Source organism: Dictyobacter formicarum (assembly GCF_016587435.1).
Window position 1 is genome coordinate 1 of sequence record NZ_BNJJ01000012.1, and the last position, 14,518, is coordinate 14,518.

12 protein-coding genes are annotated in these 14,518 nt (G+C 48.7%); 10 read left to right on the plus strand and 2 right to left on the minus strand.

Annotated features, from left to right (window positions below):
* The first annotated feature begins 260 nt into the window (after positions 1-260).
* Entirely contained in the window at positions 261-695 is a 435-nt protein-coding gene (locus JMI88_RS20835) for a transglycosylase SLT domain-containing protein (RefSeq protein WP_236022986.1), read from the plus strand.
* Between the two features lie 338 nt (positions 696-1,033).
* Here the strand turns inward: JMI88_RS20835 and JMI88_RS20840 are convergent, their stop codons facing one another.
* Positions 1,034-2,911, minus strand: a complete 1,878-nt coding sequence (locus JMI88_RS20840; RefSeq protein WP_201363908.1) for a GAF domain-containing sensor histidine kinase — start codon at positions 2,909-2,911, stop codon at positions 1,034-1,036.
* A 318-nt stretch (positions 2,912-3,229) separates the two neighbouring features.
* Here JMI88_RS20840 and JMI88_RS20845 point away from each other — a divergent pair, with 318 nt between their 5' ends.
* The 9 genes from JMI88_RS20845 (at position 3,230) to JMI88_RS20885 (ending at position 12,990) form a co-directional block, all read left to right on the plus strand.
* Positions 3,230-4,072, plus strand: coding sequence for a sensor histidine kinase (locus JMI88_RS20845; RefSeq protein WP_201363909.1), 843 nt, complete (start codon positions 3,230-3,232; stop codon positions 4,070-4,072).
* A 223-nt stretch (positions 4,073-4,295) separates the two neighbouring features.
* Positions 4,296-5,036 (plus strand): TetR/AcrR family transcriptional regulator, encoded by a 741-nt coding sequence (locus tag JMI88_RS20850; protein ID WP_201363910.1) that lies wholly within the window; start codon positions 4,296-4,298, stop codon positions 5,034-5,036.
* Positions 5,037-5,344: 308 nt separating this feature from the next.
* Positions 5,345-6,664, plus strand: coding sequence for an L-fuconate dehydratase (locus tag JMI88_RS20855; protein WP_236022987.1), 1,320 nt, complete (start codon positions 5,345-5,347; stop codon positions 6,662-6,664).
* A gap of 410 nt (positions 6,665-7,074) precedes the next feature.
* Positions 7,075-8,292 (plus strand): 6-phosphofructokinase, encoded by a 1,218-nt coding sequence (locus JMI88_RS20860; protein ID WP_201363911.1) that lies wholly within the window; start codon positions 7,075-7,077, stop codon positions 8,290-8,292.
* Positions 8,293-8,408: 116 nt separating this feature from the next.
* Positions 8,409-9,158 (plus strand): YqjF family protein, encoded by a 750-nt coding sequence (locus JMI88_RS20865; RefSeq protein ID WP_236022988.1) that lies wholly within the window; start codon positions 8,409-8,411, stop codon positions 9,156-9,158.
* Positions 9,159-9,383: 225 nt separating this feature from the next.
* The gene (locus tag JMI88_RS20870; protein ID WP_201363912.1) at positions 9,384-10,643 is read left to right on the plus strand and encodes a phospholipase D-like domain-containing protein; all 1,260 of its coding nucleotides are present in this window, start codon (positions 9,384-9,386) and stop codon (positions 10,641-10,643) included.
* Between the two features lie 127 nt (positions 10,644-10,770).
* A complete protein-coding gene (locus tag JMI88_RS20875) occupies positions 10,771-11,751 on the plus strand; it encodes a D-alanyl-D-alanine carboxypeptidase family protein (RefSeq protein ID WP_201363913.1) in 981 nt (326 codons plus the stop codon).
* Positions 11,752-11,871: 120 nt separating this feature from the next.
* Positions 11,872-12,420, plus strand: a complete 549-nt coding sequence (locus JMI88_RS20880) for a DinB family protein (RefSeq protein WP_201363914.1) — start codon at positions 11,872-11,874, stop codon at positions 12,418-12,420.
* A 132-nt stretch (positions 12,421-12,552) separates the two neighbouring features.
* Complete coding sequence (locus JMI88_RS20885; RefSeq protein WP_201363915.1) at positions 12,553-12,990, plus strand: GNAT family N-acetyltransferase; 438 nt, start codon at positions 12,553-12,555, stop codon at positions 12,988-12,990.
* A gap of 216 nt (positions 12,991-13,206) precedes the next feature.
* On the opposite strand, the gene JMI88_RS20890 is transcribed toward JMI88_RS20885, so the two are convergent.
* The gene (locus JMI88_RS20890; protein WP_201363916.1) at positions 13,207-14,514 is read right to left on the minus strand and encodes an ABC transporter substrate-binding protein; all 1,308 of its coding nucleotides are present in this window, start codon (positions 14,512-14,514) and stop codon (positions 13,207-13,209) included.
* Positions 14,515-14,518 lie beyond the last annotated feature (4 nt).

Sequence of the window (14,518 nt, forward strand, 5' to 3'; positions counted from 1 at the left end):
GTAAGTTCGATCTAGTAGGCATTCCGGCATCCCCCGGCGTTACCAATAGTATCTCCATAAACAAAAACTACAGGGTTTAATCTACCTGTTTACACAAAAACAGGAGTCCTTTTTTCCAATATGTCATAGACCCTGGTTAGTCGTGCCTTCGACCTTGCCTGAAATGGTTGTAGAGAAATAGTTTGTGCACGTACATACTTATGTATGTATGTCCTGACAGGTTAACGAAACAGTAGTCAGCTTGTAAAAAGGAGTACACATTGATTTCACAGCAGAACACAAGCGTTACACATACAACAGCCAATAAGAAAAGCCGCATTATCAATATTGTTTTTGCCATGCTGTTAGGCGTAACCCTGTTCGGCACCATGATGGGTATGCAGACCAAAACCACCCATGCAGCCACCAATGAGACCTACCTGACCAGCGTCATTCGCGGCGTGTTTGGTCCGTATGCGAACCAGGCGATCCGTATCGCGCAGTGTGAATCAACCATGAATCCTAATGCTCGCAACACGATGGCCATCGGTGGCAGCTATGCTTCCGGCCTCTTCCAGATCCTGTATCCCAGCACCTGGAACGGCACATCCCAGGCTGGCAAATCACCTTTTGATCCGCAGGCCAACGCTCGCGCAGCCTATGAGCTCTTCCAACGCGACGGTTTCCACTGGACCCAGTGGCAGTGTAAAGCCTAAATAAACAAGCACAAAATCTATGGAGCTGTATCTCTGATACAGCTCACAAAAAATACCAATACACCAGCTAAAAAGATCATTCCTTCCTTTAGAAGGTCTTTCTCCTCTCCCTGAAGGGACGGCTCGTTCGGGACACATATCCCGAACGAGCCGTCCTTTTTTCTGGCGGACGGGCGCATGCGCACCCGGGCCCTATTTTTTATAGTGAAGTACAGGAAATATGCGCGCACATTTCCTGTACTTCACCGCAATATTTTTTGAGCATCAACCATAAAAAAGTTCATGCATATGAGAACGTTTTCGTGTACCGAGGAACAAGTCGGGTGCAAGGCCCGAACCTACGTCAATGGACAGGTCATAGGCTTGTCTTCAAAATATGCGGGCAAGGTAATATAGAATGCGCTGCACTCACTTTCAAGCGACTCAAACCAGATCTGGCCCTGATGCAACTCTATCAAAGCACGGCAGAGATACAATCCAAGCCCTGCTCCATCAAAGGCATGAGCATTATCGGTACGATTGAAGCACTCAAAAATTTTCGCTTGCTGTTCGGTAGGAATGCTAATACCATAAATTTGTATGCTCACAACCGCGATACATACATGCTGAGATTCATGACCTTCCGAAATATCCAGATCGATAGGGCCGCCTTCGGGACAATATTTAATCGCACTCTGAATCAAATTGGTCAGAACCTGTTCCATACGATCGACATCAATCTCTACAATCAGGTGATCCAGTCCGGTATGGACGTTAAGTTGATGCCTGCTAGTGGTAAGTTGTAAACGCTGGACAACCCGGCGCACGAGAGCAACCAAATCATGGGGCTCAAGCTGCACGTTCAAACAGCCCGCCTGCAGGCGAGTGGCATCCAATAAATCAGTCGTAATCGCAGCCATTCTGGTTGTCGCTTGCTCAATGCCCTCAATGGCTTCCAATTGCCAATCAGTCAGTGCAGCACCACAGCCACGTTTAGATTGTAGCATCAAGCTTTGCGAAAAGCCGCGCAAGATGGCTAGAGGCGAGAGAAGCTCGTGGGCTGCAGTATCAATGAATTCGTCTATCAAACATTCAGCATCAATCAATGCAGCCATATCCTGATGCACAACAACAACTAAAGGTCCTTTGTCCTGCAAAGAGAAAACGCTACGTATAGTGGGCCACAGCCACCGCGGAATACTGATCAACGAGGTACTTACATTCATTGGCACATAACGGCCATCGGCATAACGCAACTCCTCCAGTTGCTGATGTGTAGCTTTTCTTTGATTTATCGCGCGCATAATAGCCAGCTGTTCAAAAGGAATGGGAACGCCATTTTCGTCGAAGATAGTAATCTGGCTCTGCTGCAAAAATTCGCCCATTGGCTGATTTAACTCCCATTGACCTTGCCACAAAGCAGACGCCGCACGATTAATGAATACCAGGCGGGCATCTGGCCCATGAACCAGATAGACGCTACCTGGCATCTCATCGATAATCATTTGCAGTGTGGCCCTTTGAGCCCCCAATTCTTGCCGCGCCTCCAGATCCCTATCGCGCAATTGCGCGCGCTGGCATGAACGGATGTTTTCCAGGGCCACGGCCGCTACCGTAGCCAGGCCAGCTGCCAGTAATTCATCATACGCAGAAAAATGACCCGGCTTTGAGTGTCCCAACAGTAAAGCACCTATTACTTCACCATCATAATTAAGGAAGGGAGCACCAAGGAAGCTACGTAAAGGAGGATGCTCGGAAGGCAAAGGTGTCGCATGCAAAGGTTCAGCAAACACAGAGTCACGCACATGTGGGCTAAAAATAGACCCATCAGCTTCGTGATCCTTCAAAAAAGAATGATAAGCCGTTACATCAGGGGACAAAATATCGTTGATGCGTACTGGTGAACCATACTTAAAAATGGGGCGCAACAATCCGATACCCGCCAGTGGCACAGATTGAGCAAAAACGCGCTGCTCATCAGTAACCCCGACAGCACAGGCTATATGGAAAAGGCCCTCATCGGCCACGTCAATTGGTTTTCCATCCGTGTCAACAGCGCACAAAGAGCAGGCTGCAAGCTCTGCAGTTGTCGCCGCGCAGCAGGTATTGGTTATATGCTCAAGCAGGCGTCCTTCATCAGTTTCGCGCATCAACGCCATACTCGTACGGGCAAAGGCAGCGCTACGTCTGGACGCATCCACTTCCCAATCAGAATTATCAGTCGCAGTTGGAGCCATAATATTTCACCTCATGTATTGAAGAAACAATACTGCTCCCCCTATTAAACTCATCACTATCATACTCCTAATATGTATGTAACACTATAAATCATTATTAAATCAAGCTTAGCAATATACAGGCTTTACATTTTCTGTGATGCCATTGTGATAGTGTACTGTGCTCTGTGCTTTCTTTGTGAGTGATGGGGCCTATACTAGACTATATTGGCAACCAAACATTACACAATGCAAAAAAAGATTCTTTATTTCAAGTCAGCTGACAGCTAAATTTGAGCAAGCGAAACCATAGAGAGAAGGAAGAGGAGGAGGAGAGATATGATAGAAGAAAAAAATCAACCTACCATAGATTTGCTTACAAACCTGAGCCATGAATTAAGGACTCCCCTCACCGCTATTAAAGGGTATACATCTACACTTGTACGCCATGAACAGCGTTTGGGAAAGAGGGAGCGATTAGAATTTCTCCAGGCAATTCAACAGGCTAGTGAGCAACTAGAAATGCTTATTAATCAGATTATAGAAGTACAACAACTTGAAGCAGAGCCTATTATCCTGGAGCAGAGACAGGTGGATCTTTGCCAGCTTATTAACGAGCTCATAGCAGATGCACAACATGCCGCTCAGCACTCCCCACGCTACCAGCAACAGAGGCATCCAGCGGATGCTCGTCCTTGCTTCCAATTTGAGCTCACAGGTTGTGTCGAAGGCCAGGAAGCCTACAACCGATCCATTTACGCCGACCGCGAACGCATTAGAGAAGCGCTCAAGAATCTACTCGAAAATGCGCTACTCTATTCACCTCAAGGTGGAACTATCGAGGTAGGAGTCTGCACGATGAGCATGGATCCATTACACCCAGTCCTGCCACCTGTGGATGGGCAGGAACAGATCCACCAGCAGGACATCACGGCCCCCCATAGTCAACATATGGTCGAGATATGGATTCGGGATCATGGCATAGGCATCGAACCGCAACATTTGAAAGAGATCTTTAATGTTTTCCATCGCATCGATACGCGCTTAACGCGCGAAGTGAGAGGACTGGGACTTGGATTAACCATCAGCAAGCGTATCATAGAATTGCACAATGGTACGATCTGGGTCGAAAGTGAGCCAGGTAAAGGCAGTGTTTTCCATGTTCTGCTCCCCGCTGCCTGATCGATAGAGAGGAACGAGCCATCTTTCCGCTCACTCCACATCACATATCGCTTCCTTTCTCATCCAGCCTCCAACCAGCCAGAGCCACGGCCCAACAACCAGGCAGCTCTACATGCGCAATCCCTTGACTTTCAGAGTGTTTCCTTGTATACATAAATATATTAATTTCATGACTATTTTGGCTTAAATAGTCATTTTTCATTCAATGTAGAGGAGCCGGATTGTGACACAACAGGGCTTGAAAAAAAGCACGCGCACGCACGATATTGCGCGACGCCAGGAACGAGCACTGCGCATCTTAGATGCGGCGGAGGCATTGATCTTGCGCTGGGGCTATCAAAAAACTACGCTTGATGATATTTCCAGGCAGGCCAGAGTAGCAAAGGGAACTATTTATCTGCATTGGAAAACGCGAGAAGAGCTATTCAGAGCGTTGATGAAACGTGAAAAACTGGAGCTCACAAAAGATCTAAGGCAGCACACCAGTGAAGATACCAGTGGGGCCACGCTACAAGGTATGCTCAAGCATCTCACACTCATCATGCTGAAGCGCCCACTGATGAAGGCCGTCATACTGCGCGATATCGAGGTAATTGGTAAACTGGCCCACAACGAGCGCCGCAGCGTCACCCAGATCGAGAAAATAGCAGGCTTCACGATCTATCTAGAATTCTTACGCGCACACCAGCTAGTACGCACTGACCTTAGCATCCAGGCACAGATATATCTCATCAGCGCCATCTTCACCGGCTTTTTCTTTGTAGCACCAGTAATGCCAGACGAGTTTACACTGACAGATGAACAGATGGCTGATTTGCTGGCAGAGGCCATACACAGAATTCTTGAGCCAGCCCGGCCAGCCCCGGCCGCAGAAATGGAGCAAGCGGCGCAAAAGTTTATGCAGTACCTGGATCAGGCCATAGAAATGCAGCAGGAACAATTCAACCAGGAATTGCAAGCGTAATTTAATAGCAAAAAGCGAGCAGCATTCTGAAGCATATTGGCCCTGGCATAGGATAAGACATACTCATTAATAACCGATGAAGTCAATACAATCATGTACATCAAGAAGTCACCTTCATTCTGACCCTCGATTGAGCTTGCCATCATTTATATCTATATGGTAGTATATGAAATATATACGAGCATTAAGTGTGACTTATGCAAGTGACGCTGACCTTAAATCCAGGATATTCGACGATATATAGCTATCTATTATCCTGTGATTGTATATAAATTAGTCATACTTATTTTTAGTGAAGGAATAGAGCAGTGCCCACCACACCAATCACCATTACCCACTTCAAAACACACGATATTCGCTTCCCTACGTCACTGGCACTCGATGGTTCGGATGCCATGAATAAAAACCCCGATTATTCGGCTGCTTATGTCATTCTCTATACAGATCATCCCGATCTGGAAGGTCACGGCCTGACCTTTACCATTGGCAGAGGCAATGAGGTCTGTGTGGCCGCCATTCAGGCGCTAGCCCCCATGCTGGTTGGATTGACACTGGAAGCGTTGACCGCTGATATGGCCGCTTGCTGGCGCATGCTGACCGGAGATAGTCAGTTGCGCTGGATCGGACCTGAGAAAGGAGCCATCCACCTGGCAACTGCAGCCGTGGTCAATGCGGTATGGGATCTCTATGCCAAGGCGGAGGGTAAGCCGCTCTGGAAGTTGCTGGTGGATATGACACCGGAGCAGCTGGTAGCGTGTATAGATTTTCGCTATATCACCGATGCCCTGACTCCTGATGAAGCATTAAGCCTCCTGCAGCACCAGGCCACCACTAAAGCTGAGCGTGAGCAGGAAATGCTGCAAATAGGTTATCCTGCCTATACAACCTCGGCTGGCTGGTTGGGCTATAGCGATGAGAAGATTGAGGCTCTCTGCCATGAAGCTATCGCGCAGGGGTGGACGCACTTTAAACTCAAAGTCGGGGCCAACCAGCAAGATGACGTCCGGCGCGCCCAGATCATGCGCAACGCCATCGGACCGGAGCGCAAACTGATGATGGATGCCAACCAATACTGGGATGTACCGGAGGCGATCGCCTATATGCGGCTCCTGGCGCCGTTCAATCCCTGGTGGATCGAGGAGCCAACCAGTCCCGATGATATTCTCGGGCACGCCGCGATCGCTCGCGCCATCACTCCTATTAAAGTAGCTACCGGCGAGCACGTCCAGAATCGAATTATCTTCAAGCAACTGTTACAGGCCAAAGCGATCGATTTCTGCCAGATCGACGCCTGCCGCCTGGGAGGGGTCAATGAGGTTCTGGCCGTATTGCTGCTAGCGGCAAAATTCGGCATACCAGTCTGCCCGCACGCCGGTGGAGTTGGTCTGTGCGAATACGTCCAGCACCTTTCCTTGCTCGACTACATCTGCATCAGCGGCTCCCTGGAAAACCGCATTCTCGAATATGTCGATCACCTACATGAGCACTTCGAAAATCCAGTTATCATTCACAACGGACGCTACATGCCTCCCACAGCAGCAGGCTATAGCATCACAATGTATCCCTCCTCGCTCCATTCTTACTCCCACCCCGATGGTCCGACCTGGCTGGCCTTAAAGCACAGGTAAACTACCTGACAATGGCGCATATCGATATATAATTGACGTAAATATGCGCGGTAAGTACCAATGAATAGATTTTTGCCATGAGAGGTACCATAATAAACAGAGAAAAGATTGATACTGTATACCTGCAAGGGACCTATGTAACAGCCATATAAGCAACGCAAGGACAAAAACTTTCAGGTCGCTCTCAAATGTGTGAATACCACACATAGAAGCTAAAATGAATAGTGATATAGTTCCATGCAGATATCAGGTTTCTGATCGACACGAGTGATATAATTTTCTCTATACATCTTTGTGGTGGGGAGGCGCTCCCCACTATTAAAGAGAGCGGAAAGTACCCCGGGCTGTTATTCGATCAGTCGAGGGTAGCAAGTAATAGAGAGTAAGTCTCAGTTGAAAAGAGGTTTCCCATGCCAGGACATGTGTCAAGCCCCATTCGCTCGCTCGGCGTGCTAACCGGTGGCGGCGACGTGCCAGGGCTCAACGTGGCAATTAAAGCATTAGTGTACCGCGCAGAAACAATGGGTATTCGCGTCATGGGTTTACGCGCCGGTTGGGAAGGGATAACCTTCCTGGATCGGTCACGGGGGCTGGAAGGTTTGATCTTCCAGGAAGAAGATCCCAATACCTGGAAAGAGGGGTATTTGATGCCCCTGACTCGCCTTAATACCCGCAGTATCGATCGCCAGGGAGGCACGATACTTCAATCTTCACGTACTAATCCTGCCAATACGCGTGTAAGCGAGCTACCTCCCCATCTGAAACCTTATGGCGAAGGACACAAACCAGAAGATCGCGTTGACCTGACTAAAGAGGTTATTGCCAACCTGGAGTTTCTGGGCCTTGATGGCCTGGTAGCAATTGGTGGCGATGATACCCTGAGTTATGGCTCCAAGCTGGCTAATGCAGGCATTCCCGTCTGGGCAATTCCGAAAACTATGGATAATGATGTACCCGGCACCGATTACTGTATCGGCTTCCAGACTGCCATTAGTCGCGCCGGAGAGTTTATTAACCGCATTCGTTCAACCGCTGGCTCCCATCGCCAAACAGTGCTGTTCCGTATGTTCGGACGCGACGCAGGCTTCACCGCACTTGAAACGGCGGCAGTGACCTGGGCCGATCGCCTGATCATTCCTGAAGTCGCCATCGACATTGACCGTCTGGCAGACCTGGTAATGAAGGACCGTCAGAATCCTGAAGGATATTCATTTGTCGTCATGTCCGAAGGTGCCAACATGGGTATCCCGGTCCCCACCATTGGTGAGGCAGACGCCTATGGACATAAGAAAAAGGCCAACGTAGCGGAATTCCTGGCGGACCAGCTAAGCTCGCGTATCTCGGGAGTGCGCTTTCTGCCGATCGATTTGACTTATTTCTTGAGGAGTGGTGAGCCAGAAGTATACGATAAAGATATTGCGATCCATTTTGCTAATCTGATCATGAGTAAAGTCAGCGAAGGTATGCATAACGTGATGGCCGCTCATCGTAACGGTGAATATATCGTCACTGATATTCCTGGTAAAAATATTCCGGCCCGTCGTGTTGATCCAGCAGATTATCATGAGACGCGCTATCGCCCACGGTTTGAGCGCATCAGCGGTCCTTATCAGCCGCAGATTCATTAGACATATATAGGAAAAGAGGGGATGGAGCGAGGACTGTCATGTTCACAGCATGCCTGCCTCGCGCCAACCATGGAACTGTGTCCTCGGCATCCCCTGATGAATGTAAGGAATGATACGTGCGCCCGGAAGAAATTCTCCAGGCGGTCCAGCATCGTAATTATCCATTACCAGCAGGACCCTGGATTATGAAGCAAAGCTGGCATGAACTGCTCTTTGCACACTGGCCGATAGCCCCTGCCAGCTTGCAGACTTTATTGCCCGAAGCTTTTAAAGTCGACACCTTCGAGGGCGAGGCCTGGGTAGGAATAGTTCCATTTCGCATGAGCGATGTCAGGCCTCGTGGACTTTTCGCGGTACCTGCGCTATCCAGATTCCCAGAATTAAATGTGCGCACCTATGTATCGCTCGATGGGCGGCCCGGCGTCTACTTTTTTAGTCTGGATGCAGGCAATCCCATTGCGGTCGCCCTGGCACGCTCAATCTTCCACCTGCCCTACTTTAACGCCTTGATGGAAAGTAAACGCATCGACGATACCATCTACTATCGCAGTCAGCGCGCCCATAGAGGCGCGCCCTCGGCTGATTTTATCGCCCGCTACCGACCTACCGGTGACGTAGTCTATGCGCAGCGCCACTCCATTGAGTCCTGGCTTACCGATCGCTATTGCCTCTATACCAACCTTGGTTCCCACGTCTACAGAGCCGATATCCACCATATCCACTGGCCGTTACAGCCAGCCGAAATGGAAGCCACACGCAACACCATGGCGACCTCCCACCACATCCATTTACCTGATACAACTCCTTTGCTCTACTACGCCAGGCGCCTGGATGTACTGGTCTGGCCCATTCAACGTATTAGCTAGCCCGACACCATTAAGGTTAACGAAACTGCAAGCGCGCTACCTATTCTTCCCTCTTATCCTTTGCTTATACATCCATACTATTACTCCATGCTATAATAACAACAAATGACCCTATATTACTGTCGCGATAAATCCACAGTAGATTGAATTACACAGATGAAAATTCAAAAAATCGGGATGAAGATTCAGGGACAGAGGCGTAGCATCCCCATAAAAAAATTACAGATGTATATATCCTTTTGGGAACGCTGGCAGAAAAATTTCTCGGCCACCAAACTTCTTCGCAATATCATCCTCGGAATCTTTTCGGCCCAGTTTCTGACGGCTGCCATCCTGCTAACGATTACAGCTATCCGTGATCGCAATAAAAAGCAGCGCAAGTTTCCCTCAATAGAGCTCAAGGAGGTCCAGGTAGGTGCCAACCGCCTCCAGTTGTACAGCTATGGCAAAGATCTTTATAAGGCGATGCTAGGCGCCATCGATCAGGCCAGGGAAAGCATTTATATTGAGTCCTATATCTGGAAAGACGACGAAGCTGGCTGGGATTTCAAGGCCCACCTGGCGCGCAAAGCGGCTGAAGGGGTCGAGGTCTATGTAATCTTTGATATGATTGGGAACCTGGTTGTTCCACACAAGTTTAAGGCTTCCTTTGATCCTGCCATTCATTTGATGGAATATCAGGCGTTCGGCTCATATCGCCACATTGTTGATCCGCGCCGCTATGCATTGGACCATCGCAAATTGCTGGTCGTAGATGGAAAAACGAGCTTTATTGGTGGCTACAACATTGGCAGCCTGTATGCCAATTCCTGGCGCGACACCCATCTGCGTATACAGGGACCAGCCTCAGCTGAGATTGCCCGCTCGTTTATCGACTTCTGGAACCGCTTCGGCCCTAAAAACGATCAAATCACGCGCCATTACCAGCGCAGATTTGATCCCTTGATCAATCTACACGGCAACGATGCCCTGCTCCTGACCTTCCCCATCCGAGATATGTATATCGAAGCTATTAGCCGGGCTGAGCACTCGATATACCTCTCCAACGCCTATTTTGTACCCGATGGCACGCTGCTGGACTCATTAAAGGCGGCGGCCCAGCGTGGCGTTGACGTGCGCATTCTCGTACCCTGGACCTCTAATCATGTGGTTGCCGACTGGATCTCGCATAGCTATTTTAGTGAATGCCTGGATGCAGGTATCCATATTCTGGGCTATCGCCACGCGATGCTGCATGCTAAAACCTGTACCATCGATGGCCAGTGGTCCACCATTGGCACCGCAAATCTGGATCGCCTGAGCTCCATCGGCAATTATGAGATTAACCTGGAAATCTATAGCGCAGAGTTCGCACAGCAGATGGAGCGGCTGTTTGCCTGTGATACAGAAGGTGTGATTGAGCTCAGCGCCGAAGAATGGCATCATCGGCCGTGGTATACAAAGCTCAGCGAGCATATTCTGGCGCCCTTGCGCTTCATGATGTAATACTGACGACCCGATTCATGCTCACGGCAGAGTATATACAAATATCGCTGCAATCAGATTAATGATGCAGTGAATTGTTTGCATATTTTACATATAATGATTAGAAACATGAGGTTGATACTTCGCTATGAAGCGACTTGTCGTTGCAACGGTCTTATTTGTGCTTGCACTCGAGCTTCTCTTGACCATACCGTTGATGATGTTTACGCCCATTGGATCCACAATTATCAGTAGCCTTAATCCCACACCCACGCCCACACCACAACCAGTTTTAAGCGCAAACGGCCAGACACCACCAGCACTTAAATCATCGGTCGCCTATCTGCTGGACGCGGACACCAACAACGTCCTGGCCAATATCCGTGGCAATGAACGCTTACCTATGGCCAGCACGACAAAGATTATGACTGCGATCATCGCACTGGAGAAAAGTCAGCCCGACCAGATAGTTACTGTCAAAGAGGATGCGGTGAAAGAGGTGTCGGAAAATCTGGGTAGCTCGGCCAATCTCAAAGCAGGTGATAAGGTGCGCATGATTGATCTACTCTATGGCCTGCTGCTCCCTTCAGGTGACGATGCGGCCATTGCCATTGCCGACAATATCAGTGGCTCGCCCGCCAATTTTGTGAAGATCATGAACAATTATGCTCACAAACTACACCTGAACAATACCCACTACATCAATCCAGATGGGCTGACGTACTATACAGGAGCCAACAAAAAGCCCGATCCCGATGAATACACCACCGCTGCCGACCTGGCGCAACTCACGCGCTACGCCTTGCGTAATCCTATATTTGCCCAGATCGTACAAATTCAGCACTACCAGTTGCCAGCCACCGCCGATCATGGAGCATATAGCTGGAACACCACCGATGATCTATTGCAATCCTATCCAGGCACCATCGGCGTCAAAACAGGATTTACAGTCGAAGCGGGCGCTTGCCTGGTGTTTGCCGCCAAAAATTCTAAGCACACACTCATCGGGGTACTCCTGCAAGGTAAGGAGAAAACTGATCGCTTTGTAGATGCGCCTCAACTGCTTGACTGGGGTTTCAATCTACCGCTAAGGGCTCCTACGCCAACCCCCACACCAACAAAAAAATAAATGGCAGCAGGTCGCTATATTGGCAATGCAACGTTTTTTGTGCATATATAAGAGAGATAATGTTAACGAGGATAAAACCTGTCCATTGACATTACAACTTTTAATAATGGAGCTTTATGTATGTTACAGATTGATTTTGGAGCTTTACGCGCAGGAAAAGCTTCGTACGCTGATCTCACCAGCTCAATAACTCAGGCAGATTTACGCGCAGAAACCAGTGAACTCTTTGGTAATATCCAGACGATTATCGCTGGAGCGACAGATGCGGCCGTCACGCTGGTGCCAGAAGATCCTCAGGCAGGTGAAGGTGAGCATGGTTGGACACTGGGACATGTGATCGCCCACCTGACAGCTTCATTGGAGGAACAAGCAACCTCGTCCGCATTGCTCGCACGCGGTTTTGCCATCGAACAACGCCTGCACACCGAGACGCCCTGGGAAAGTATTACGACGCTAGCACAGGTACAGGATCGCTTGCGCGAATGCAGTCGCATCTGTAATGCTTATCTGGACGCCTGGCCCGACAAACCCGATCTCAACACAACAATTGTGCGCCTACCATTTGTGGGTCCAATGAATGCTATTGGTTGCTATACGCTCGGTCTGCTGCACGGCCAGATGCACTACGACCAACTCAAAGAAATTATGCGCCAGGCCAGAGAAGCCTGAAATCCATCTCACAGATACAAGACAGACCTTTATGAGTTGCTGACTGGTAGCTCATAAAGGGATAAAATCAGCCTTTACCTTTTCCTGGCTTAAATCCATACAGTTGAATATATATGAAAAGGCATCTATAGCATGAAGGTTGAAATTAATATTGCCACACGTGAAGAAAAATTTATCGTCAGGAATCTACTGGAACTCTGCCAGCATGACTGTAGCGAGTTCACCGCCAAAAGTATTGGCGACCACGGTCTCTTCGATTATCCTTATCTAGATCACTATTGGACCGACGAGAACCGCTTTCCATTTTTAATTCGGGTAGAGCATAAATTGGCCGGTTTTGTGCTGGTACAAAAAATAGAAGAGCCTGCGACCTATAGTATGATTGAGTTCTTTATTTTACGCAAATATCGTCAGCAGGGATTAGGCCAGGTTGTAGCGCACCATATTTTTGATATGTTTCCGGGCCACTGGCGCGTGCGACAGGATGTAGAAAATGAGGCTGCGCAGGCGTTCTGGCGCAAAGTAGTGACACGCTATACCAATAATCTCTATCGCGAAAGCAGAGATTAATAAGCGAACCCTTCACCATTCCGCACACCTACAAAAATACTCTTCCTCATCTCTCCTTATAGGAAATGTTTCCATGCGTCAAGGTAGAAATCGGGCGCAAGGCCCGAACCTATTTGATTATTTTCGATTTTAAATTATATATTTATAAACAATTTTTTAGGGAGGTGCAAAACGGATGTTGCGACACCCATTTTGCACCTCCCCATGCGTATTTTTTTATTGTCCGTTGTTTTGGATAATATCATTCAGCTGTTTGGCCATATTGTCCAGTGTGGGCTGAACAGGCTTTTTGCCGCTGAGAATATCATTCCAGTTGGCCGTGATAACGTCATTTGCCTTGGTTGACCAGGATGAAATGAAGCGCACAGGAACTTTATTAGGCGTGTTCAGGCTGGCGCTGACAGAATCGCTCACGCTCTGATATCCCTTTGCCTTCAAAGTATCGAAGTATTTCTGAGAAGCTGGCAGGTAAGCAGCTGGAGCAACAGGAGCGCTGGGCAGGATGTCGTTCCAGGCAGTGCCATCCAGATAGGTCATAACTTTCCAGACAGCATCTGGATTTTTAATGTAGGTTGGTGAGCAGATACCAACAGCATCATAGGTCTGAGACTCAGTTTTGACGATCGGCTGTGGCACAAAACCAATTTTGAACTTGGGATTGGCCTGCATGAAGCTGGCGGCAAACCACTGACCACCCCAGAACATTGGCACTTTGCCAGCCAGGAAAGCGGCCGAAGGATCGCTGCTCTGGTAATCAGGAGGAGTAACATAGCCATTCTTCACCGCGTCAACAAACTTCTGCGTACCAGCCACAAACTCGGGGCTGATCGTAACTTTCGTTGGCGAGATAATACGATCAACGAATGGTGCGCCACCAGCCGAGACAGCATAGTTGCTCATACCAAATGGATCAGCATATGGACCGCTCAGAGCACCATACTGCGTAACCTTACCACCACTCTTCACAGTCAGCGCCTGGGCCGCCTTTAAGAAGTCATCATAGGTCCAGTTCGTCGTCGGAAGAGCTACTTTGGCTGCCTTAAAGAGATCGGCATTGTAGAAATAGCCATAAGTATTGAGCAGAGTAGGCAGGCCATAGAGCTTGCTCCCATCTGGCGAATACCAGGCCTTGAGGGCGGAAGGAGCAAAGTTCTTCTGATCAAAGTTGCTGCTGGTCTGGCTAATATACTTAGACCAATCAAAAAGCACACCTTTGCTACCCAGGTCTTGCTCGGTATCATTGCCGCACCAGAAAAAGTCGGGCAGTTTCTTAGCCATCGTCAAAGACGTAATTTTCTGGCCAAAATCACTGTTGGGAGAAGGAATATGCTGGATAGTGATACTTTTGTCGGGAAATTTCGACATCGCCGAATCGATAGCGGCATTCGTCGTATTATTCTCCCACGTCATAAAGCTTACGGTCGTGTTGCCCCCGGTTCCACCACTGGAACCACCGCAGGCTGTCAACAGCATAGATAAAATGACAGTGATCAATAAGACAGTCTTTGTCCTCGTAAATTTCATAGAT